We start from the raw sequence: 22052 nt of genomic DNA, 5'->3' as shown, positions 1-22052 counted from the left end.
GCTTTACTCCGCTGGACGTGGTCCAGCATCAAGACCTGAATTTTCGACTGTAAGTACCGGACGAACGACTATATCTTTATGTACGCGCATTTGACACGATAAGCGTAAATGATCTTCAATTCCTTTTTCAGTCATCGCATTTTTTTCATTAGTGTTTGCTTCACAAAAATCACCTGCTATAATTTCTACTCTACAAGTTGTGCAACGTGCTTTTCCACCACAACGATGGAGTATGTGTACACCGTTATCTTCAATTGCTAATACTAACTTTGTACCTTCTTTTACAGCAAACGTTCCCGCACCTTCAATTGTTAATTTTGGCAAATTTATTCCTCCTCACGTAAAATTGTACATAACATATTTATGACCGCGAATTATTGAACATAAACATTATTTTTTTATAAGCCCCGTAACTTTTTCGTTTAATCGATCGTTTATTAAGTAAGCGCTGAAAAGGAGTGGTTATTTTGTGCACAAAAGTAACTCAGATTTTAAAGAATCATATCGATATGAATCATTCAAATATAAATTTTTTAACTGAGAACTATGCAGAGTTAAAAAGGAATTGTACCTTTTTAACGAAAAACAAATGGGACGGTGAAGATCTCGCCCAAGAAACAGTTTGTAAAGTTCTTCATAAATACGGTAATAAAGATATTTGTATGACGCTGCTATATAAAATAGCTAGAAATCGTTGGTTAGACCAGATGAAGTCGAAATCAGTTCATGAAAAAATAAAGGAACAAATTATTGTTGAAGAACCACATGAGAAAATTGCTGATTTGCATGAAATGGTAATGAAAGTACTATCTTCATTAAATGTACAGCAATCTGCAATTTTATTATTAAAAGATGTGTTTCAATATAGTATCGCTGATATTGCTAAAGTATGTTCTGTATCGGAAGGTGCAGTGAAAGCTTCTTTATTTCGGAGTAGAAATAGGCTGAAAACTGTAAGCGAAGAAGGGTTTGAGATAGTCGAATTCACAGATGATATTGAAATTGTTGTATCGTCTATTCGTGAAGAAAGGCCGGAATTATTAACAAAGCTTCTTCCAACAATAGATTTTACTAAGTTACCATCTAAACAGCCAGTCTTATTATTTAGTGCGAAAAACCCTTCTTCCTACAGTTGTATGCTTTGCGTAGCATAACAATTATTGGAGGGATAAAAAATGAATACAATTCCATACGTTGTAGAACAAACGAAATTAGGAGAACGCTCCTATGATATATATTCAAGATTATTAAAAGACCGAATTATTATGATTGGTTCAGAAATTAACGATCAAGTAGCAAGTAGTGTCGTAGCTCAATTATTATTTTTAGAAGCGGAAGATGCAGAGAAAGACATATTCCTTTATATTAATAGTCCGGGCGGTTCAACGACAGCAGGTTTTGCAATATTAGATACGATGAACCTTATTAAACCAGATGTGCAAACACTTTGTATGGGATTTGCGGCATCATTTGGTGCGCTTTTACTATTAGCTGGCGCAAAGGGAAAAAGATTTGCGCTCCCTAACAGTGAAATTATGATTCATCAGCCACTTGGCGGTGTAAAAGGGCAAGCGACGGAGATTGAAATTACAGCAAAAAGAATATTAAAGTTAAAACATGATATTAACAAAATCATATCTGATCGAACAGGGCAGCCAGTAGAAAAAGTAGCTCATGATACAGAAAGAGATTATTTTATGACGGCAGTAGAAGCGAAGGAATATGGAATTGTTGATGCAGTTATTGAGAAAAAATAACATGAAACGGGCTAGAGAATATGATAAATTCCCTAGCCTGTTTTTGTCACTCTTTTACCCATTCATCAACTAAAGCTTGATTTTTTTTAATCCATTTTCGCGCGGCTTCTTCCGGATCTTTCGTTTTATTTAGCATGACCATTAAAGTACCTAGTTGTTCATCGTTCATTTTCCATTGATCAAAGTATTTCACAATATCCGGATGATCTTTTTCGAAACCTTTACGAACTGAGTAATAAATGTCATCTTTTTCACCATATACTTTCTTAGGGTCTTTTAAATATTTCAAGTCAAATTCTGAAAAGCCCCAATGAGGATTCCAAAGCGTAACAGCGATTGGTTTCTTTTTCGTATATGCCTTCTTTAGTTCGCTCATCATCGCAGCTTCTGAAGATTGGACAAGTTTTAATTTGATATCATATGCCTTCATTGCTTTATCCGTTAAATTCATAAGGCTACTACCTGGTTCAATCCCAACAATTTTATTATCTAGCTCATCTTTATGTGCGTTTAAATCTTCTATGCTGTTTATATTTTTCATATAAGAAGGGACGACTAAACCTAGTCCAGTGCCTTCATACCATTTTGATTTTAAGACAATATCATCTTTATAACGAGCATTTAGCGGTTTATCCGTAACAGGCAGCCATACTTCTAAATTTGCATCGACATCACCACGAGCAACACCAGTCCAAATCGCAGCTTTTTCTAAATACATGAGCTCAACTTTATAGCCTTTTTCTTCTAATAAAACTTTCCACATGTTTGCAGTTGCAATATTTTCTTTCCAACTTGTTACACCAAGTTTAATTTTTCCTTTCGAATTTGCATTTGTTGCATTACATGAAGTGAAAATCATAGTAATAAATAATGCAAGGCATATAAGCCATATTTTCTTTTTCATCGAAACCCTCCTAAGACACGTTTGCCTTTTTAAATAAATGTATATGTAAGCATTCTTATTATGAACGGAAACGAGAATTTTAAAGAAAGCTTATGAATGTCATTTTTATGTAATATTTCTTTGTAAAATCGCAACACTATGTAAATAGATGGGTAGAAAAGGAGTAGTGACATGGATAATACAAAGGTACGTGTTGAAAATGTAACAAAAGTATTTGGGAAACATCCGCAAAAAGCGCTTACCTTATTAAAAGAAGGAAAAAGCAAATCCGAAATTTTAAAAGAGACAGGAATGAACGTTGGTGTGAAAAAGGCAACGTTTGAAGTATACACCGGAGAAATTTTCGTTATTATGGGTTTATCCGGTAGCGGGAAATCAACGCTAGTTCGAATGCTAAATCAATTAATCAAACCGACAGCGGGGCATATATATATAGATGGTGAAGACATCGCAACGATGGGGAAAGAAGAATTAAGAAGAGTAAGAAGAACGAAAATGAGCATGGTATTTCAGAAGTTTGCTCTATTCCCGCATCGTACTGTTTTACAAAACGTTGCATATGGATTGGAAATACAAGGAGTTCCGGTAGAAGAGCGAGAGAAAAAAGCGTTAGAATCTTTGAAATTAGTCGGACTTGACCATCATAAAGATAATTATCCAAGTCAACTTAGTGGTGGTATGCAGCAACGTGTTGGAATCGCAAGGGCGTTAACAAATGACCCAGATGTTTTATTGATGGATGAGTCATTTAGTGCATTAGATCCACTTATTCGAAAAGAAATGCAAGATGAGTTATTAGAACTTCAAGATAAAATGGAGAAAACAATCATTTTTATTACACATGATTTAGATGAAGCTCTTCGAATTGGTGATCGAATCGCGTTAATGAAAGATGGAGAGGTTGTCCAAATTGGAACGCCGGAAGAAATTATGATGAGCCCTGCAAATGAGTTTGTAGAGAAATTCGTTGCAGACGTGAATTTAGGAAAAGTAATTACGGCGGAGTCTATATTAAAACGACCGGAGACTTTATTAATTGATCGTGGACCGCGTGTAGCACTTCAAATTATGAGGAATGCAGGTGTTTCTACCGTATATGTTGTAAACAAAAAGTATGAGTTTTTAGGTATATTAACTGCGGATGATGCGAGTAAAGCGATGCAAAAACAGTGGCCGATTGCTGATTTATTACTTAACGATATTCCGCATGTGTATGTAGATACTTTACTGGAAGAAACGTATGCAAAAATGGCGGAGATGAAATATCCGTTACCAGTAATTGATGAGAAGAAAAGGCTACGAGGAATTATTAAACGTGAAAGTGTCATTCAAGCTCTTGCAGGTAACATTGAGGAAGAGGTGAAAGACGATGAATAGTATACCGCGTATTCCATTAGGAGAATGGGTCGATTCATTTGTTGCAAGTTTATATGAGAACTTTGAAGGGTTATTCCGAGGATTCTCCTATATTATCGGCGGATTCGTTGATTTACTCACTAATTTTTTAACAATAATACCAGCTATATTGATGATTATTATCTTATGTTTCCTCATTTGGTACGCAACGAGAAAAGCATCTTTAGTCATTTTTACACTCATCGGATTATTATTTATTTTAAATATTAACTACTGGGCACAAACGATGCAAACATTAGCACTCGTACTTACATCTGTTATTATTTCAATCATTGTCGGAATTCCAATTGGGATATTAGCATCGCAAAATGAACGTTTCTCAAAATTTCTAAAACCGACATTAGACTTTATGCAAACAATGCCCGCATTCGTATATCTTATTCCTGCGATTACATTTTTCGGAGTAGGTGTTGTTCCTGGTATTATTGCTTCAGTTATTTTTGCAATGCCGCCGACAATTCGTTTTACTGATCTAGGAATTAGACAAGTTCCAGAAGATTTAATTGAAGCAGCGAATGCATTTGGTTCAACAGCTTCACAAAAGCTATTTAAAGTACAATTACCACTTGCAACTGGAACAATTATGGCAGGTGTAAATCAAAGTATTATGCTCTCATTATCAATGGTCGTTACAGCATCACTTGTAGGAGCACCAGGACTTGGAGTAGATGTGTACCGTTCTGTTACACAAGTAAATATCGGAATGGGATTTGAAGCTGGACTAGCTATTGTTGTTATCGCGATTATATTAGACCGCATTACACAAGGATTTCATCAAAAAAGAAGATAAAAAGAAAACACACTTTAGTATACAAAGTGTGTTTTTTTGTTCGAAAAGATTACATACGAACAATAACAGAACCGCCAGCTGGTGCGCAAACTTGATTTTGTTGTTGCTCCATTGATTTTATTAATTGATTATTTTCTTCGATTAATGAGATTAATTTCGCTAATTGGCTTTCAAGGCTAGCGATGCGCTGCATCATATATTGAGAATCATAATGCAGTGTATTTCTTACTGGATGGGGGGAATAAGCATATTGTTGATTTATATTTGGATTCCAATGAGGATGCATTCCAATCGTTCCTCCTTCAATAAATTACGGATCTTTCTTATAGTAAATGCCTATGTATATGTAATGGTGACTTGAAAATCTTTTCAAATGAAGAGGAATATATAGGGGGAATGGAAAAGTGATAAAGTACATATTTTGGGAATTTTCAAGGGGGAAAGCAAATATATTAGGAAATAGCAACGTTCATATAATTGGATATTATATGGGGAAAAATTATGAGAGGAGATGCTGTTATGGCCAATAATAAAAAAAGAAATGAAGCAATGACAATCGGTATCGCTATAGGTATTGTAATCGGTGTAGTACCTAGTTTATTTACTGATAATTTAGTAATCGGAATTGTCATTGGAATTGCAGTTGGAGCGGGAATAGCAGTTTTGAGAAAATAATGAGTTGCAAATTATTAAAATGAAATTTGATGTGATAATTCCTAGTTTAAGGGATTGAATTTTCGGAATATAAAATCTGTTTTCCCTTTTTTTATGATATTATATATGAAAAGGATGGTGATGGATATGTCAATAAACAATCAAGTAGAAAAAAACTGCTTCATTTGCGAAAAACATAAAGGAAACATTATAGTTCCAGGCGGTGCTATTTATGAAGACGCTCTCATATACGTTGGACATGTCCATTGGGATAGAGAGGAAACATATCTTGGTTATGTAATGATCGATATAAAGAGACATGTACCTGGCCTTGCTGAATTAACAGAGGACGAAGCGAAAGCATTCGGACTTATAACTAGTAGAGTAAGTAAAGCGTTAAAAGAAAGTGAAGGTGCAGAACATATTTATACCTTCATTTCAGGAAATGGTGTACCTCATATGCATATGCACATTATCCCGCGTTATCCAAATACACCAAAAGAGTTTTGGTCACCAACTGAAGTAGCGGGATGGACAGGTGCACCGCATGGAGGTTCGGAGCAAATACAAAAACTATGTGAAAGAATACGAAAGTATATGGTAAATGAGTATGCATACAACAAATAATACAAAATATTCATGGGTTGGAAGTAGGGAAATGTGTTTAGAGGAATTTTCAGTACAGCAATACGGTGAAATTGTACTTGGTAAATACGGCGGGAATGTAAGTGCTGGAGCGAAAAAGAATGAAGATGGTGCGTTAGTTTGGTCAAATGGTGACTGGGAATTCGCTGTTATATTAGACGGACACAATAGCGCAGAAAGTGTTGATTTAGTAGTACATACAATCGAAAAAGAATATGAAAATATAAAAGTAATGATGAATGAATCAATTGATACAGTATTTCGATCTGTTGAAAATCATATACTTACAACTTTTCAATCACAGTCATTTAAAGAAGAATGTGAAAAAATTAAAGGTGAGACAGCTTGTTTAATCTGTGTAAGAAAAGAAAACTATATATGGTGGCTTTCCATAGGAGATTGTTTAATTTATGTATTCCATGAAGAATTACATAAATTAGGTCAATATACATTGAATCAACGCCATTTTTACGAGTGGATTGGTAATGTAAATACATTTGATTTACCTATTCCATGCTATTCATCAGGAATTCGTGAATTACGTACTGGAAAGAATCGAATTGTAATGGTCACAGATGGGGTATTAGAGTGTGGGGAAAGACGATATGAAACTCATAGAAATCTGTATAGTGATATGAATAGAAATAATAAAACACTTAAAGAAAATATTCACAATGTTTTAGAACACGTTCATCATCAATTTGGACGAGATAGTGCAACAATTATTAGTTGGGATGTTGAAAATAAAAGGAATGCTACGTATCCGAGTGATCAGCCGGAGAAAATCCAGACGATAAGGTAAAGGAGACGATCTCTCTATTGCATGTGAAAGTAATTGTATTAGTTTTATGGATCATATTCTTATTTGTCTTAGAAAATATAGTGAGAAAATGGCTAAATATACCGAAACAAAAAGGATGGAATAATAAATATGTAAATAAGCTGCATAAATGGGGAAACAGAATTATTATTTTTTCTTATATAGTGGTTATGATTATATGTTCTTCTCTTTCAAATCCCCTATACATGGGCTTTCTACCTTTTCTGTTTTTAATTTCGTTATATAGTTTCGAATCATATATGGAACGGAAATATGATAGAGAATCGAGGGAGTTTTTGATGTCCTTAGGCGGGGCTGTATCGTTAATGATAACAGGGATGATTCTATATTTTCTTATTTAATACGTATTAATTACAGCCCTATAGCAATGTCATATAATGAGCAATTAAGGGGAGAGAAGAAATGAAAAGCCCTCGATTACGTGCAGAAGCAATGATTTTAAATGAAGATCATTCTAAAGTAATTGTACAATGTGATGAGAACGAATCATTTTATCGTTTTCCAGGAGGATCTATTGAATTTGGTGAAACAGCAAAAGAAGCAATAATGCGAGAGTTATTGGAAGAATATAATTTAGAAGTTTTTGTTCAAGAATTAGCTGTTGTAAATGAACATATTTTTGAGTGGAATAAAGAAAAAGGACATCACTGTACATTGATGCATTGGGGAACTGCTCGAGAGAAAGTTAGAAATGGAATAAGACATAAAGAACATAAGGATATTATATTAATATGGAAAAGTATAGAGGAATTAAGGACGAGACCAACATATCCTGAAGGAATCGTAAGTTATTTAGAAGGGAATAACCGTAATATAATCCACTTTATTTCTAAAAATAAATAAAGTAATAGGAGGGAAAGTAATGGGTAACTCTACTATTTGGATTATAGCTATCGGACTAATTATTGCTGGATACTTTATAGAAAAATTTTTAAGAAAAAAGTTGAATATGTCAAAGAGTGGTTTTTTGGGATATAAGCATGTGAATAGTCTACATGTAAAATTGGAAATAGGTCTTTTTATCGTATATCTTATAGTAAGTTTTATTTATCTGTTCAAAGCAGAAAATGCTAATATAGGAATTGCTATGCTTACTTATTTTGGAACAACATGCCTATTACGCATATGGATGGAGTGGAAATATAATAGAGAGACAAAAGAATATATTCTCTCTATTATTGGATTTTTCATATTTATTTTTATGGTTTCGATTTTGTTTTATTTTGATCCTATATCGACATAATGATATTGGAAAATACAATGATAAAAATTCAAAAAAGAGTAGCTACCATTACTTATCTTGATAGCTACTCTTTTTATTTACATCTTCTTAAAACTCCTCAAAACAAGAAATTCCCACAATTTCCACGGAAGAATCTTCTTCGCAAAAATCATAAACTTTACACCTTTTCCAATTGGATATCGTAGATTAGTACGCTTGGATTCTGCAATTTTAACTATTTTTTGGGCAACATCTATCGGATTACCAAATGTATCGCTGCCACTATTAATATGTTTTTGTATTTTATCCATATATTCCTTATAAGGAGAGGTCGTATCAGATTGGTTTTCAGCTAGTTGTTTACCAACTTCCCATATGTTCGTGTTATAAGAACCTGGTTCGATTAAAGCAACATCTATTCCGAAAGGTTTTACTTCTAAGCGAAGCGATTCACTCCAGCCTTCTAATGCATATTTTGAAGATACATAAGGGGATAAACCCGGGAATCCGACTTGGCCGCTAATACTGCTTATATTAATGATTTTTCCGTTTTTCTGTTCTCTCATATGTGGTAATACAAGCTGAGTGATTGATATAGCTCCAAAAAGGTTCGTTTCAAATTGTTTACGGTATTCCTCTACTGGAATTTCTTCTACAAAGCCTCCATTTGCATATCCTGCATTATTAATGAGAAGGTCTACTCTATTTATTTCTTTTAAAAATAATTGGAAGCTATGTATAGAACTTGGGTCTGTTACATCTAATTGTTGAACTTTTATATTTTGTTGTAAGTTGAGTTTAGCAGCTTGAGATAGTAAGTTTACTTGCTTTTCAAGGTTTCTCATTGTAGCGATAACTAAATAACCTTTCTTTGCAAGTTCAAGTGTGGTTAATAGTCCGAATCCACTTGATGCCCCTGTAATAACCGCGATTTTTTTATTCATTTGTCGCTCGCTTTCTTTTTCTTTCATCATAACGAGTAATAAGGAGAAAATCTATTAATCTTACATATTGTTTTTATACAAGTAATATCAATTAGTAGTATTTCTGTATTTTAGGAGGCGGCTTATGGATTATGTGCTTTAAGTTTCTTTTAGCGCATAAGTGTGGCTAAAAAGAGGGAATCGTACAGACTCAGCGTATATAGAGAAGTGAGTGTTGCATTCATGATGATGAAATTAAGTTTTTAAAATGGGGGGAAGCAAAGTGTTCCATGTTAAAGACGTTTTAGCAGATCAGTTATTAGCAAATGCGAATGATCCTAGTTGGTATATTCCATTTTCAGATGCAGTTAAGGATTTATCTGAAAGAGAAGCTTTCTGGAAACCGAATGAGGAGAGTAATAGTATAGCTGAAATTGTACAACATTTACTGTATTGGAACTCGACATGGCAAACTAGGTATAAAGAATCAAATGTTAATGCCGTGCCCGCTATTGGTGATAATAACAAAAGTTTTATGCTATCTGATAATCAAACATTTGAAGAGTTAAGAGAAAAACTATTAGAGAAACTGTTACAATGGCAAAGTCTCATAAATGAAGACAAGGTTGAAAGTGATGTAATAGGATTTCCTGTATCTGCGAAGTGGTGGGAAGTATTAGCTAATGTAACGACTCATAATGCGTATCATATTGGTCAAATTATTTATATTCGAAAATTACAGAAGAGTTTTGATAGTGAATAGTGTAATAATTCTCTAATTTATCTAGAGCAATCCATGAAGCATTATTGCATGCTTGAAAGTAGAAAGACCAGTCTAAAATGGCTGGTCTTTCTACTTTCTATTAATATTTAAGTAACAATTAAAACTGTATAAAACTTTAGTGCCACCTATTCAATTGAAAAGATCTGTTACTATTTGATTTCAATCGCTGAAGTAATATCGTTCCAATCCGCAGCTAAATTAGCAGTTTTACCATACCAATCAGAGTGTCTAAAGGAGACACCTTTTCCATATCCTTGTGTTGAAGTATGTTCCCATAGTGTCGTTGAATAGCTTGCAGAAGGTGATGCTGTACTTACAGAAGAAATTCTGTCGTTCCAGCTAGATGGTAAGTTTTTAAAACCGCTGCTCCAGTAAATATATTGGCCACCTTTATCTTTATGTTCATAAAAATCAGTACTACCAGCACCACTACCTAAAGGGTTAATTTGATTTTTAAGTGCCTTTTTATCTTTTTCAATAAAAGCATTCAATGCTTCTCTGTTAGTAAATCCGTAGGCTAACCAATCTCCATTTTCATTTTGTTTAGGTAGTACCATAGTAATTTGGATGTCTTTTTTTGATTGATCGCTTAATTTTGCAAATGAACTAACATTCTTTTCATCAACTTTTAAATAATCAAATGTTTTAATTGTATAATCTTTTTCTGCAGCACTTACTACTTCTAATCCTCCAGTTAATGCAAAACCTGCTACTAATGTCCCTGCTACTAATTTCTTCAACATATAACCATCCCTTTTTGTTTAGATTTTTGTACAGGTAAAACTTGTACATATAAAATGTATTCCAACTCTGTGTTATTGTAAATATTCTGAAATTTTAGAAATAATAGGCGGAATATTTACAGTTTTACATTTATTCTTTAGAAAAAACGGTTATTGGAATGATATAATAAGTGGATATATTGCTTTTATTGGATGTTAAAATATTTTAGGAGAAATGTCATTGAAATATTTCACAAAAGATTGGTATAAAGAAATGCAAGTGTCTGGATTTTTAATTTTCTCAGAAACATTAGATGAATGGGGAGAGATTTTGCGAGAGAGCGAAAAGGCGGGAATGGATTATAAGCAAAGTTTGAAAGAAGATGTGGAAGAAAAGAAAGAAGATTTATTAAAGTTTCTTCCGAAGTCACTACATCCGTATATTCATGACAACACAATTAATTCAGAATATCCATCGGAAAAATTAAAGAAACTTATGCTTGAGTGGACAGAGGACTATGAGAAAAGAATGAATGATTTAGAACAAGCTTATTTAGAAAGTTTTAATTCTATAAAAGAAAAACTCCCACAGAATGTCGTTCAACTGCATGAATACTCACTACATGATAGTGTAGTCAAATCAGTAGAGAGAAGATCAAAAGATACGCTAATTATAACTTTAGATTGCAGTGGTAGTTTTAGTGATTTTGAAAAGCTTCGACTTACTTTTATAGGAGTTACGGGATGTTCTATACCGAAAAAACTTGAAGGTGCTTGTTGGATGTGTCATGAAATAGAACTTACTGAAGATGGATTTGAATTGGGTGTGTTATTTGATTGCCCATTTGAAGAAGTAATAATTTGTGCAAAAGATGTATTGCTTGAGAAATGTAACTAGTAAACTTTATTAGTTTAATAACAAAAAAAACAGTCTTAAATGACTGTTTTTTATTTAGATACTAAATTATCAAGTTTCCAATATGTATCTGTTAACGGCGCAGCTTTGCTATCTATGTATAAATACATATTACCTAAATCTTTTGGTGAAGTTTTCATATTAAATTCAATGTCGGTAGTTAAAGAAAACTCAGATGGAACCTTTTTAGCGTTCTCATTTTGTATAAATTCACCTTCGTATTTTTCACCAGTTTTTTCATCTTTTATGAAATATTTTATTTCTGAAAGATCTATCGTTTGTCCGTCAGCACGAGCGTTATTAATTGTAACACGAGTTGTAAGGCGCCACTCTTTGTCTATTTTTTCGAACTTTGCATTTTCAACAGTTGCTCTATAGTATTCGTTTTTAAATATTTCCCCATAGTGCATTGCATCTTTTTCGAGAGCGCTCTTTTCTTGTTTTGGTGTAGTACTACCATTACATCCTGCCATTAGTCCTGTAAATAATATTGCTGTACAAGTTACTTTAATTATAGATTTCATAGTAATTCCTTTCTGTATTAAAAAGTAAAACATAGGAATAATTTTACATCAATAGGAAGGTAAATAGAAGTATTTTAGTAGAATATGAAAATGTACATTTATTCGATATTAAAGTTAATGAAATAGAAAGAGAGAGAAAAACTGCATAAAGCTGAAAAAATAATAATTGAAAATATTGTAAAACGGAAGGGACATGCATATAATTAACATAAATATTTAATTTCTGAATTTTCAATAACGGCGGTGAGAATATGTTTACTGAAGAGCGTCGAGAGAACATTTTAAAATTGCTTAAGAAAGATGGAAGAGTAATCGCAAAGGATCTTGCGGAAAGCTTCGACATGTCTATCGATTCTATAAGAAGAGATTTGTCTATTATGGAGAAGGATGGTTTATTAAAAAGAACTCACGGAGGTGCAATTGAACTTACGCGAGTGAGAAACTTAGCTGCTGAACCATTTAAACGTTTTAGTGATAGTTCAATATACGAAGAAGCAATCGCTAAAGTTGCTGTATCTTATATACAAGAAGGAGATTCCGTTTTTATTGGTGGGGCTTCAATTCATTGTGCTATGTTAAAATTTTTACCCGAAACATCATTTACAGTTATAACGAATTCTATAGAGATAGCTAGTTCGTTACGAGAATATAAGAACATAGAAGTGTATTTAATTGGTGGTAAGGTAAAACCTTCAGGAAATATGACAGATACACTTGCCTCTGAATTGATAAGTAGATTATCTATTGATCTTTATTTCTCTACAGGTGGAGGCATTTCATTACATGGTATAAGTACTGCAACACCGGAAGTTGCTTATTTTGGAAAAACAGTAAGTAAAATCGCTAGAAGGAATATTTGTTTAGCTCCTCATAATAAACTCGGAATAGACTGCTTTATAAAAGGAGAGTCACTGAAAGAAATTGCCCTTATAATAACAGATGAAGAGGCTAGTAAAGAGGCAATTCAAGAATTTGAGAAACAAGGTAAAGTAATTGTAATAGCGCCAATAGACTGCATTTAAAAGGAGTTTGAAATGATTATAAAAGGACAAGAGTTTCATATAAATGGATTAACTTATACAATTCGATCTGCGGCTGAAACAGACGCTGAGCAGTTATCAAAAATTAGAATTCAGATCGATGGAGAAACTGAAAATATGGATAGAGAAGCTGGAGAGGGACTTATAGATAAGATAGGGTTTCAAAAAATAATAAAAACAGATAGTGAAGAGATTAAGAATCTCTTTTTAGTTGTAGAAGTGCACAATCGAATCGTTGGATTTTCAAGATGTGAAGGATCAAATCTGAAGAGATTATCTCATAAAGTAGAGTTTGGTGTTTGTATTTTAAGAGAGTTTTGGGGATATGGGCTGGGTAAGATTCTATTGCAACAATCTATTCATTGGGCTGATGAAAATGAAGTGAAAAAGATATCATTACAAGTGTTAGAGACAAACGAAAAAGCCATTCATCTTTATAAAAAATTAGGTTTTGAAGTAGAAGGTATACTAAAAAATGATAAAAGGCTATCGGATGGGAAGTATTATAATACGGTAGTAATGGGAAGGTTTATTAATACATTTCATAAAAGAGGTGTAGTGGAATGTTTTACAGAAGAAAGTACTATATAGTAAAAAATGAATTTATTGAAGTATTTAATGCTCATTTTAATAATACTAATTTACCTAATCAGTTAAAGCATGGCTCTAGGCTAATAGGACGCTGGATGAAAGATAATAATGATGGTACAACTGAAGTATTTGCAATATGGGAATATGATAGTTATGAAGATTATGAAGAAATTGAAATGAAAATTAGAAGTGATAAGATGCATGTTAAAAGAATACATGATTGGTATGAAAAACATGGCGGGAAAAAATATGTTTTACGAGAGTACATAATAGAGATGAAAAATGAAGAGTTACTATATACTGTAAAATGATAGGGAGTAAAGCATAATGGGGATTAGAACGAAATTATATACTAGTTTAGCAGCCACTATTTTATTCGCAATAGCGATGGTAGTTTTCTTTGTAAATAACAATCCGCAAAAGTGGTTTTGGTTATGTATTTTCTTTGGATCCATTATACAAAATATAGTACTACTAAAAACGAATAAAGAAGCGCATTAAGGCATTCAAATTTTCAACATATTTGTATCGTTTTCTAATTATGTTGAAAACACTATTTCTCCTGTTCGATTCAGCCTTCACATCCATATATGCTTGGTATGTTAACTTCAATTGTCCATACGATTGAACGTAAATGTAGTATTTAAATACATCGAAACCAATTTTTCACAGAATAAATGATCAGGAAATATAAGAGAGTTATTAAAAGTACTAGAGCAGCATATTTACATTTTGTCGCAAGGACGGGAAATATGTGAAAAACAAATATCATTATGATTACAAATAATGATGGGAAATCAACAGCAACTTGAATTACAAGCTGAAAATAGTATGGAACATACATTAAATTTCTTTGAAAAAACACAGTAAAATAGCATGATTGAAGCGCTAGAAAATATGAACGGAAATGTTTCGTTAGCTGCAAAACTATTAGATGTGCCACGCAGTACATTTTATAAACGTATGCAAAAATTTAGGCTATAAAAGTAGATTTTTGTAATCTACTTTTTTCTTTGTGGGCTCACGTTCTGTCGGAATATGCGCTTGCCAGGGAAATAATAGAATTATTAGAAAGAAGATTTCCTGAAGGGGGTTAGCGTGTGAAGTATATTGAAATTGGCATCGGAAATAGGTGGTTCGTTCGAACAGAAACTGAAAATAAAGATGGAACTGAATTTGAGGAACGAGGAATTATAAAACCAATTTATTTTGAGTCTTTATACGTACGCATTTGGTTTCGGAAAACGTGTTTTATTTTTGATACGAAAGAGGGCTTTAAGAAAGTAAGAAAAAGTAGAGCTGAGTATAAGTTTATTGTTGGAATGGTGAGTAGGTTAAAACAATAGAATCAAATAGGGGGTGTTTTTATGATTAGAATTACCACATTCATACTCGCTATTATTGTAATGGGCTATTCTATTTACAGTTGGAATGATGACTCGAAGCAAAGTATGCTTATTTTGCAATTATTGTTAGGATTTATGCTTGCTGGTATGGGGATACAAAACGTTAAGAAAGAGGAAAAAGAGAATAAGAATATGGGGTTGTTGTTTTTACTTACATCGCTATTTTGTATCATTGTATCGTTAATAAAATATTTAAAATGAACTGTCACTTAACATGTTGAGTAACAGTTTATTTTTTTGAAGTTTTCTCATTAAAAATATTAGTTGCCGCTTGGTACATTTCTTTATCAATACAAAATCTTTCTGTTATCCAATAAGCAAGTTCAGAAGAGGTAAGGCTATGTTCTCTTTTCTTACCTTGGAAATATCGTTTTAAAACATTATCATTAATAGAAGTTGGAATGCCATCGATATAACCGAAAATCTGAATTTTCTTTAATACAGAAGAATGCCAGTCATTAGACTTTTTAATGAGTTCTTTCATACTTGTTAAATGTATTGGCTCTGTATTTAAGATTTTTGCTGGACCTGGATCTCTAGTAATTTCAATCCTATTATTTGAAACTTCATAAGTAAAAGTCTCTCGTACATTACTTACTTGAAATGATTCATATAGTGGATATGCTTGAAATAAAGGTGCACAGTAACCAACATCAACATAATACGGTTGCTCTAAATTAACACGTAAGCATAAATGTCCGGGATTCATATACAAATAATGAACGTCAAAACCAAGGTTTGATAATAACCAATGGAATCCAATCGAGCACGTCCAACAAGTACCCCCCAGACCTTTTGTTGTAATACGGTTTATGTATGTCTCAATGGAAGGAAAATAATTACTTGTTTCATTACCTTTTTCCCAGTCAATTATTTTAGTAAGAGTTTCCCACTTTACTTTCTCTTGATGAGCTTTAACAAGTTCATTTAAAAAATTTAAACTTACAGGCTTTTTTGTAACGGATAAAAACGATAGAAACTGATTTGTTAGTTTTTCTTGTGACATTTGATCTTCCTTTCTTTATAGAAGCTGATATTAATAATATTATATAATAATATAGAAGCTGATATTAATAATATTATATAATAATTGTTAGAAAATACAGTTATTTATTGTGGAGGGAGAAAATCAAATGCCGATGTCATTATATTATAAAAGACTTCGTGAAAAATTAGGATCTGAACTTATTTTTATGCCGAGTATAGCTGCTGTTATTAAAAACGAGCAGGGGGAAATCTTATTTCAATATCCTGGAGGAGAACACTGGAGTTTGCCAGCAGGGGCAATCGAACCAGGAGAAACACCAGAAGAAGCGGTTGTTAGAGAAGTGTGGGAAGAAACAGGATTAAAAATAAAAGTGAAAAAAGAAAAAGGGGTATTTGGAGGGAAAGAATTTCGTCATACATATTCGAATGGAGATCAAGTAGAGTATATTGTTGTTGTATTTGAGTGTGGAATTATCGGAGGCGGGTTAAAAGCAGTTGATGGAGAATCTGTAAAACTAAAATATTTCCCTTTATCTGAAAAGCCACCTTTAGCATTACCGTATCCCGATAAAATATTTTTATAGATGAAAAATAGCACACCTTATGAATAAAGGGTGTGCTATTTATATAGACCTGCCGTATACATCACTGTCAATGTATGTACAACTTCTTCTAAATCTAGCTTTTTATCATTTTGCACAATTTCCCAAAGAAACATTTCATTCATCGCGAACCAACCACGTGCTACAATCTCTTTATTTAATTCAGGCTGCGCCAATCCACTTTCTTGAGAGTAAGTAATATCCTGCATAATACTTTTTATAAAGCGTTCACGAATCTCATCCCATTTTTGACTTATCTCTCTTGATAATCCTATTGCTTCTTCGACAACTTGCAAAATATCTCGTTCTTCTTCCGCTAATTGCAAAAAGGCTCTAACTTGACTTTGGATCATATCACATGCGTCTAACTTTGTTTGAGGTGAAAAAGAGCGATCAGCAATATTATAAAAGCGATTCATAACATCTTCCATCAAAACGACGAGGAGAGCATCTTTGTTTTTAAAATATACATATGCTGTTCCATAACCAGTTTCTGCATGTTTAATAATTTGCGTGATTGTAGTTTTCTGAAATCCGTTTCTTATAAAAATAGTATAACCGGAATGTAATAGTTTCCTTTTTGTTTCTAAGGAGCGGTGTTTTCTTGCTGAAAGAGTAGAATTTTTCAAGGAATCACCTCTTTATACTGAAATATCTGAAAATATAATTGTATTGTAAAAGAAGTTCGTATATAAAGTCAACTGACATAATATCATTGACGTTATATCAATTTAAGTGATATATTTCAATTAGTTAGAATAAAAAGAAAATTAAAAGAAGGTGACACCATGTATAAAGAACCATTTCAACCAACTTATGAGTATGCGCTTGAATGTGATAAACATGATGAACTGAAAGATTTTCAATCTGAATTTTATAAAAAAGAAGGAACAATATATTTAGATGGTAACTCATTAGGGTTACTTTCAAAAAGAGCAGAAAAATCGTTACTTACCTTGCTAGATTCATGGAAAGAGTTTGGAATTGATGGATGGACTGAAGGTGAGCATCCGTGGTTTTTCCTTTCGGAGAAATTGGGTGAATTGACAGCACCTCTTATTGGATCTTTACCGGAAGAAACAATTGTAACCGGCTCCACGACTGCGAATATACATCAAGTTATTGCGACGTTTTATGAGCCAAAAGGAATACGAACAAAAATTCTTGCGGATGAATTAACTTTTCCGTCAGATATTTATGCACTTCAGAGTCAAATTCGTTTAAAAGGCTTAGATCCAGATGAACATTTAGTACGAGTGAAAAGCCGAGATGGAAGAACACTTTCTGAAGATGATATTATTCATGCGATGAACGATGATATCGCTTTAATATTATTGCCTTCTGTACTATATAGGAGTGGACAAATTCTTGATATGAAGCGATTAACAGCTGAAGCTCATAAACGTGGTATTCATATCGGTTTTGACTTATGTCATTCAATCGGCTCCATTCCGCATCATTTTAAAGAGTGGGATGTAGATTTCGCTGTATGGTGTAATTATAAATATTTAAATGCAGGTCCTGGTGGTGTTGCAGGCCTTTATGTAAATAATAAACACTTTAATAGACTCCCAGGATTATCTGGTTGGTTTAGTTCTAGAAAAGATAAGCAATTTGATATGGAGCATTCATTAACTGCGGCTGACCATGCTGGAGCTTATCAAATAGGGACACCTCACGTATTAAGTACTGCACCATTAATCGGTTCTCTTGAAATTTTTAAAGAAGCTGGCATTGAAAAGTTACGTGAAAAATCATTACATATTACGAGATATATGCTTGATTTAATTGAACATGAATTAAAAGGCTTTGAATTTACAATTGGAAATCCATTAGAGGATGAAAAACGAGGCGGGCATATTTATTTAGAACATGTTGAGGCGGCACGTATTTGTAAAGCGTTAAAAGCAAATGGGGTTATTCCGGACTTTAGAGCTCCAAATGGAGTTAGACTTGCGCCTGTTGCTTTATACAATACGTATGAGGAAGTATGGAACTCTGTACAAATTTTAAAGAACATTATGAAAGACGAAGAATATAAAAAGTTTGAAAATAAGCGAGAGGTTGTGGCGTAAGCATGAAAACATCGCAGTGGATTGATATTTCGCAACCGTTAAATAATGATATCGCGACGTGGCCAGGGGATACACCTTTTTCATATGAAGTTTCATGGTCAAAAGAAAACAGTGGTTCAGTAAATGTCGGAAAGTTAACGATGAGCATTCATACAGGTACTCATATTGATGCACCTTTTCATTTTGATAATGACGGTAAGAAGGTATTAGATTTAGATATAGATGTATTTATAGGTACAGCACGAGTTATCGATGTTTCAGGGCTGGAGAGTATCGGTAAAAGAGAATTAGAAAGTTTTAACTTAGAAGGTGTAGAGCGACTATTGTTACGTACATCTTCACATGGAAAAGCGCAAGAGTTTCCAGAAGAAATCCCGTATTTACGTGCTGATATTGCACCATTTCTTTCAAGTAAGGGTATTCGTTTAATTGGAGTAGATGTACCTTCTGTTGATCCGTTAGATGATAAAGAACTAGCAGCACATCATCAATTATTTAAACACGGAATTCACATTTTAGAAAATGTCGTACTCGATCACGTAGCAGACGGCGATTACGAACTTATTGCCTTACCACTTGCATTAACAGATGCAGATGGGAGTCCAGTTCGCGCTGTTATTAGGCCAATATAAGTAGAAATATATAAAAGGGGCGTTTGACTAATATGAAAGAAAATGAAAAGGTAATTATGGAAAAAGGGATTCATACAGATTTTAAGGAGAATATGACGTACGGAGAGTATTTACAGCTAGATAGCTTATTATCTAGTCAACAAAGATTATCAGACCATCATGATGAAATGTTATTTATCGTCATCCATCAAGCGAGTGAGCTTTGGATGAAATTAATTTTACATGAACTGAATGCGGCAATTGAATCTATTAAACAAGATAAATTACCACCAGCTTTTAAAATGTTAGCACGCGTATCAAAAATTCAGTCACAAATCATTCAATCTTGGGATATTCTTGCGACATTAACGCCATCAGAATATATTGAGTTTCGTGATTCACTTGGTCAAGCTTCAGGCTTCCAATCGTATCAATATAGAATGATTGAGTATGCACTTGGTTATAAAACACCACATGCATTAAAGATTTATGAAAAGGACCCAGAATTACATGCTCGTCTTCATAAAGCACTTCATGCACCAAGTTTGTATGATGTGGCGATACAAGCCCTTGTTAAAGAAGGATTCCCAATTCATAAAGATGTGCTAAATCGTGATGTTACGCAGCCTTACGAAGAGGATGCAACTGTAGAAGCGGCTTGGATAGAAGTATATGCGGACGTGCAAAAATATTGGGATTTATATCAGCTTGCAGAGAAATTAATCGATATTGAAGACTGGCTACAACAATGGCGTTTCCGTCATATGAAAACAGTAGAACGAATTATCGGTCATAAAATGGGAACAGGTGGCTCTTCTGGTGTATCGTATTTAAAACGAGTACTTGATCAACGCTTTTTCCCAGAGCTTTGGAATGTTCGAACGAAATTATAAGAATAAACTTGTCAGCTAATAAAGGCTGGCAAGTTTATTTTTTTGTTTTAAAAACAAATATGATTTAATAGAGAGAACGAGATGAACAACAAATATTACATAATCATTTAGATGGAGGAAAATTTCTTGAATTTCGAGCAATTACAAAATAAATTTGAAAAGAAAAAAGTTAATACATTTCTTGTTTACCAAAAGGGAGAATTAACGACTGAATATTTTAAAACGAGTGACTGTAAAAATGACTTATATAAAATTAATTCGATTACAAAAAGTATCGTATCCATATTAATCGGCATCGCAATTGATAAAGGATGTATAAATGATATACATACACCAATCACAACATGGATTCCCAATGTACCGGAGAAAAAAAGGGAATTAACGCTGTATCATTTATTAACGATGACAACAGGAGAAGATTGGCAAGAATTCGGCAATGGGGTTGTTTTCCCAAATGACTTTGTGGAATCAGACAATTGGGCACAATTCATTTTTGAAAAGCCGTTCATTGAAGAAATGGGTATGAAAATGAATTATAACTCAGGTTCTTCCCACTTACTTAGTTACGTCATTCAAGAAGCAACTGGAATGTCGACGGAGCAGTTCGCGAAAAAGTATTTATTTGATCCATTAAACATTAAGGAATATGAATGGCAACAAGATCCGCAAGGTGTATATGTCGGCGGATTCGGTATGAAAATGAAATCTATAGATTTATTAAAGCTAGGAAAATTATGTTTGCAGAATGGATATTGGAAGGGAAATGAAATTATATCATCGAAATGGTTAGAGCAATCAAGTACAGCTCTATTTGAAACGTATGAACATGTCGGGGCATATGGATATCACTGGTGGGTATTAAATAACGAAAGATTTCACATACCGTATTGTATGTATTTTGCTATGGGATACGGAGGGCAATACATTATTATCATTCCGCAGTTAGAGCTCGTAGCTGTAATTAGTAGTCACATGCCTAAACGTGGCCTCGTACCATTAAAGTTATTTATAGAGCATATAAAAGATAATGCCAATCATAAATAAGAAGAGGGAGGAGGTGTGTTATGAGAAGTGCAAAAATGATAGCAATTTATAGACTATTTTTAAGTCTTCTAGCGTTTAGTGCACTTATTACACAATTTGTTACAAGGGCACAAGTGAAACCGTTCAATCCAGTTAATTTTTTTAGTTACTTCACAATTGAAAGCAACATTTTAGTGGCGGTAATTCTTCTATTAAGTAGTTTGGGGACAGCCCTATTTGGACGTTCCGAGCAGTTTGGAGTTCTTCGCGGCGCAGCTACAGTATACATACTGACAACGGGACTTATTTATTTTTTGTTATTAAGGGGATTAGAAGAGTCACTTCAAACGCCGATACCGTGGGTAAATACTGTGCTCCATTACATCATGCCATTAGCAATGATTTTAGATTGGGTTATAAATCCACCTATGAAGACAATCACGTGGAAACAAGCAACTAGTTGGCTGATTTTCCCGATTTTATATGTTATTTATAGCTTAATACGTGGTCCATACGTTAATTGGTACCCATATCCGTTTCTCGATCCGAGAATAGGTGGATATGGGAAAGTACTTTTATATAGTATCGGAATAGCGGTTGTAATTGGAGTTATTTGTGGATTGGTGAAAATGCTAGGGAATCGATCTTTAAGTTTAAAACAATAACTTTCATTATTAAATGTGTATGAATAAACCCCTCTGTTTTACTTAAAACAGAGGGGTTTAT

General features: G+C 33.4%; 32 protein-coding genes and 1 pseudogene. 25 read left to right on the top strand and 8 right to left on the bottom strand.

Going from position 1 to position 22052, the window contains the following annotated elements:
- Positions 1–3: 3 nt before the first annotated feature.
- Entirely contained in the window at positions 4–324 is a 321-nt protein-coding gene (locus BAQ49_RS16135; RefSeq protein ID WP_071746158.1) for a 2Fe-2S iron-sulfur cluster-binding protein, read from the bottom strand.
- A 143-nt stretch (positions 325–467) separates the two neighbouring features.
- Here BAQ49_RS16135 and BAQ49_RS16130 point away from each other — a divergent pair, with 143 nt between their 5' ends.
- Complete coding sequence (locus BAQ49_RS16130; RefSeq protein WP_071746157.1) at positions 468–1154, top strand: RNA polymerase subunit sigma-70; 687 nt, start codon at positions 468–470, stop codon at positions 1152–1154.
- Positions 1155–1175: 21 nt separating this feature from the next.
- Positions 1176–1757, top strand: coding sequence for an ATP-dependent Clp endopeptidase proteolytic subunit ClpP (gene clpP, locus BAQ49_RS16125; protein ID WP_071746156.1), 582 nt, complete (start codon positions 1176–1178; stop codon positions 1755–1757).
- A 46-nt stretch (positions 1758–1803) separates the two neighbouring features.
- Here clpP and BAQ49_RS16120 read toward each other — a convergent pair whose 3' ends face one another.
- Entirely contained in the window at positions 1804–2661 is an 858-nt protein-coding gene (locus BAQ49_RS16120) for a glycine betaine ABC transporter substrate-binding protein (protein WP_071746155.1), read from the bottom strand.
- Between the two features lie 171 nt (positions 2662–2832).
- Between BAQ49_RS16120 and BAQ49_RS16115 the strand changes: the two genes are divergently transcribed.
- Together BAQ49_RS16115 and BAQ49_RS16110 are read left to right on the top strand one after the other, a co-directional pair.
- The gene (locus tag BAQ49_RS16115) at positions 2833–4038 is read left to right on the top strand and encodes a quaternary amine ABC transporter ATP-binding protein (protein ID WP_071746154.1); all 1206 of its coding nucleotides are present in this window, start codon (positions 2833–2835) and stop codon (positions 4036–4038) included.
- Positions 4031–4867: an ABC transporter permease gene (locus tag BAQ49_RS16110; RefSeq protein WP_071746153.1), complete on the top strand. Its 837-nt coding sequence runs from the start codon at positions 4031–4033 to the stop codon at positions 4865–4867. The genes BAQ49_RS16115 and BAQ49_RS16110 overlap by 8 nt, the downstream gene beginning before the upstream one ends.
- Before the next feature lie 49 nt (positions 4868–4916).
- Here BAQ49_RS16110 and BAQ49_RS32350 read toward each other — a convergent pair whose 3' ends face one another.
- Positions 4917–5153 (bottom strand): hypothetical protein, encoded by a 237-nt coding sequence (locus BAQ49_RS32350; protein ID WP_071746152.1) that lies wholly within the window; start codon positions 5151–5153, stop codon positions 4917–4919.
- Between the two features lie 215 nt (positions 5154–5368).
- Between BAQ49_RS32350 and BAQ49_RS16100 the strand changes: the two genes are divergently transcribed.
- From BAQ49_RS16100 to BAQ49_RS16075, 6 genes are all read left to right on the top strand, one after another.
- Positions 5369–5542: a glycine zipper domain-containing protein gene (locus BAQ49_RS16100; protein WP_071746151.1), complete on the top strand. Its 174-nt coding sequence runs from the start codon at positions 5369–5371 to the stop codon at positions 5540–5542.
- A gap of 105 nt (positions 5543–5647) precedes the next feature.
- The gene (locus tag BAQ49_RS16095; protein ID WP_116733473.1) at positions 5648–6148 is read left to right on the top strand and encodes an HIT family protein; all 501 of its coding nucleotides are present in this window, start codon (positions 5648–5650) and stop codon (positions 6146–6148) included.
- The gene (locus BAQ49_RS16090) at positions 6132–6968 is read left to right on the top strand and encodes a PP2C family serine/threonine-protein phosphatase (protein ID WP_116733467.1); all 837 of its coding nucleotides are present in this window, start codon (positions 6132–6134) and stop codon (positions 6966–6968) included. Before BAQ49_RS16095 ends, BAQ49_RS16090 begins: the two co-directional genes overlap by 17 nt.
- Before the next feature lie 17 nt (positions 6969–6985).
- On the top strand, positions 6986–7348 hold the full coding sequence (locus BAQ49_RS16085; protein ID WP_071746149.1) for a DUF4181 domain-containing protein: 363 nt from the start codon (positions 6986–6988) through the stop codon (positions 7346–7348).
- Between the two features lie 61 nt (positions 7349–7409).
- Positions 7410–7850: an NUDIX domain-containing protein gene (locus tag BAQ49_RS16080; RefSeq protein WP_071746148.1), complete on the top strand. Its 441-nt coding sequence runs from the start codon at positions 7410–7412 to the stop codon at positions 7848–7850.
- Between the two features lie 19 nt (positions 7851–7869).
- A complete protein-coding gene (locus tag BAQ49_RS16075) occupies positions 7870–8250 on the top strand; it encodes a DUF4181 domain-containing protein (RefSeq protein WP_071746147.1) in 381 nt (126 codons plus the stop codon).
- Positions 8251–8327: 77 nt separating this feature from the next.
- On the opposite strand, the gene BAQ49_RS16070 is transcribed toward BAQ49_RS16075, so the two are convergent.
- Complete coding sequence (locus BAQ49_RS16070; protein WP_208610854.1) at positions 8328–9173, bottom strand: oxidoreductase; 846 nt, start codon at positions 9171–9173, stop codon at positions 8328–8330.
- A gap of 262 nt (positions 9174–9435) precedes the next feature.
- Between BAQ49_RS16070 and BAQ49_RS16065 the strand changes: the two genes are divergently transcribed.
- A complete protein-coding gene (locus BAQ49_RS16065; RefSeq protein WP_071746145.1) occupies positions 9436–9915 on the top strand; it encodes a DinB family protein in 480 nt (159 codons plus the stop codon).
- Between the two features lie 170 nt (positions 9916–10085).
- On the opposite strand, the gene BAQ49_RS16060 is transcribed toward BAQ49_RS16065, so the two are convergent.
- Complete coding sequence (locus BAQ49_RS16060) at positions 10086–10679, bottom strand: hypothetical protein (RefSeq protein WP_071746144.1); 594 nt, start codon at positions 10677–10679, stop codon at positions 10086–10088.
- A gap of 220 nt (positions 10680–10899) precedes the next feature.
- Here BAQ49_RS16060 and BAQ49_RS16055 point away from each other — a divergent pair, with 220 nt between their 5' ends.
- Positions 10900–11556 carry a DUF4085 family protein gene (locus BAQ49_RS16055; RefSeq protein WP_071746143.1) on the top strand — a complete coding sequence of 219 codons (657 nt, stop codon included), beginning with the start codon at positions 10900–10902 and terminating at the stop codon, positions 11554–11556.
- 50 nt (positions 11557–11606) lie between these two features.
- Here the strand turns inward: BAQ49_RS16055 and BAQ49_RS16050 are convergent, their stop codons facing one another.
- Positions 11607–12098, bottom strand: coding sequence for a hypothetical protein (locus BAQ49_RS16050; protein WP_071746142.1), 492 nt, complete (start codon positions 12096–12098; stop codon positions 11607–11609).
- A gap of 251 nt (positions 12099–12349) precedes the next feature.
- On the opposite strand from BAQ49_RS16050, the gene BAQ49_RS16040 reads away from it, so the two are divergent.
- The 7 genes and pseudogenes from BAQ49_RS16040 to BAQ49_RS16015 all read left to right on the top strand — a co-directional run bounded on the left by BAQ49_RS16040 (position 12350) and on the right by BAQ49_RS16015 (position 15336).
- Positions 12350–13120 (top strand): DeoR/GlpR family DNA-binding transcription regulator, encoded by a 771-nt coding sequence (locus BAQ49_RS16040; RefSeq protein ID WP_071746141.1) that lies wholly within the window; start codon positions 12350–12352, stop codon positions 13118–13120.
- A 12-nt stretch (positions 13121–13132) separates the two neighbouring features.
- Positions 13133–13729, top strand: a complete 597-nt coding sequence (locus BAQ49_RS16035; RefSeq protein ID WP_071746140.1) for a GNAT family N-acetyltransferase — start codon at positions 13133–13135, stop codon at positions 13727–13729.
- Positions 13702–14040 (top strand): NIPSNAP family protein, encoded by a 339-nt coding sequence (locus tag BAQ49_RS16030; protein ID WP_071746139.1) that lies wholly within the window; start codon positions 13702–13704, stop codon positions 14038–14040. Before BAQ49_RS16035 ends, BAQ49_RS16030 begins: the two co-directional genes overlap by 28 nt.
- Before the next feature lie 16 nt (positions 14041–14056).
- Positions 14057–14230 (top strand): hypothetical protein, encoded by a 174-nt coding sequence (locus BAQ49_RS32995; RefSeq protein WP_165616052.1) that lies wholly within the window; start codon positions 14057–14059, stop codon positions 14228–14230.
- A gap of 120 nt (positions 14231–14350) precedes the next feature.
- Positions 14351–14713: pseudogene (locus BAQ49_RS33315) on the top strand (helix-turn-helix domain-containing protein); the annotation flags it as partial.
- A gap of 116 nt (positions 14714–14829) precedes the next feature.
- On the top strand, positions 14830–15075 hold the full coding sequence (locus BAQ49_RS16020) for a DUF3977 family protein (RefSeq protein WP_002119911.1): 246 nt from the start codon (positions 14830–14832) through the stop codon (positions 15073–15075).
- Between the two features lie 21 nt (positions 15076–15096).
- Positions 15097–15336 (top strand): DUF3953 domain-containing protein, encoded by a 240-nt coding sequence (locus tag BAQ49_RS16015; protein WP_071746138.1) that lies wholly within the window; start codon positions 15097–15099, stop codon positions 15334–15336.
- A 28-nt stretch (positions 15337–15364) separates the two neighbouring features.
- On the opposite strand, the gene BAQ49_RS16010 is transcribed toward BAQ49_RS16015, so the two are convergent.
- The gene (locus BAQ49_RS16010) at positions 15365–16141 is read right to left on the bottom strand and encodes an arylamine N-acetyltransferase (RefSeq protein ID WP_071746137.1); all 777 of its coding nucleotides are present in this window, start codon (positions 16139–16141) and stop codon (positions 15365–15367) included.
- A 127-nt stretch (positions 16142–16268) separates the two neighbouring features.
- Here BAQ49_RS16010 and BAQ49_RS16005 point away from each other — a divergent pair, with 127 nt between their 5' ends.
- Entirely contained in the window at positions 16269–16706 is a 438-nt protein-coding gene (locus tag BAQ49_RS16005; RefSeq protein ID WP_071746136.1) for an NUDIX hydrolase, read from the top strand.
- A 35-nt stretch (positions 16707–16741) separates the two neighbouring features.
- Here BAQ49_RS16005 and BAQ49_RS16000 read toward each other — a convergent pair whose 3' ends face one another.
- Entirely contained in the window at positions 16742–17353 is a 612-nt protein-coding gene (locus BAQ49_RS16000; protein ID WP_071746135.1) for a TetR/AcrR family transcriptional regulator, read from the bottom strand.
- A gap of 159 nt (positions 17354–17512) precedes the next feature.
- On the opposite strand from BAQ49_RS16000, the gene kynU reads away from it, so the two are divergent.
- From kynU to BAQ49_RS15975, 5 genes are all read left to right on the top strand, one after another.
- Positions 17513–18799 (top strand): kynureninase, encoded by a 1287-nt coding sequence (kynU, locus tag BAQ49_RS15995; RefSeq protein ID WP_071746134.1) that lies wholly within the window; start codon positions 17513–17515, stop codon positions 18797–18799.
- Positions 18800–18801: 2 nt separating this feature from the next.
- Positions 18802–19431: an arylformamidase gene (gene kynB / locus BAQ49_RS15990; protein ID WP_071746133.1), complete on the top strand. Its 630-nt coding sequence runs from the start codon at positions 18802–18804 to the stop codon at positions 19429–19431.
- Positions 19432–19463: 32 nt separating this feature from the next.
- Positions 19464–20303: a tryptophan 2,3-dioxygenase gene (gene kynA, locus BAQ49_RS15985; RefSeq protein ID WP_071746132.1), complete on the top strand. Its 840-nt coding sequence runs from the start codon at positions 19464–19466 to the stop codon at positions 20301–20303.
- 126 nt (positions 20304–20429) lie between these two features.
- Positions 20430–21347 (top strand): serine hydrolase domain-containing protein, encoded by a 918-nt coding sequence (locus BAQ49_RS15980; RefSeq protein ID WP_071746131.1) that lies wholly within the window; start codon positions 20430–20432, stop codon positions 21345–21347.
- Between the two features lie 20 nt (positions 21348–21367).
- Positions 21368–21991, top strand: coding sequence for a Pr6Pr family membrane protein (locus BAQ49_RS15975; RefSeq protein WP_071746130.1), 624 nt, complete (start codon positions 21368–21370; stop codon positions 21989–21991).
- Positions 21992–22052: the final 61 nt, after the last annotated feature.

It is taken from the genome of Bacillus proteolyticus (assembly GCF_001884065.1).
GTDB classification, from domain to species: Bacteria; Bacillota; Bacilli; order Bacillales; family Bacillaceae_G; genus Bacillus_A; species Bacillus_A proteolyticus.
This window is presented reverse-complemented; position numbering and strand designations above follow the sequence as displayed.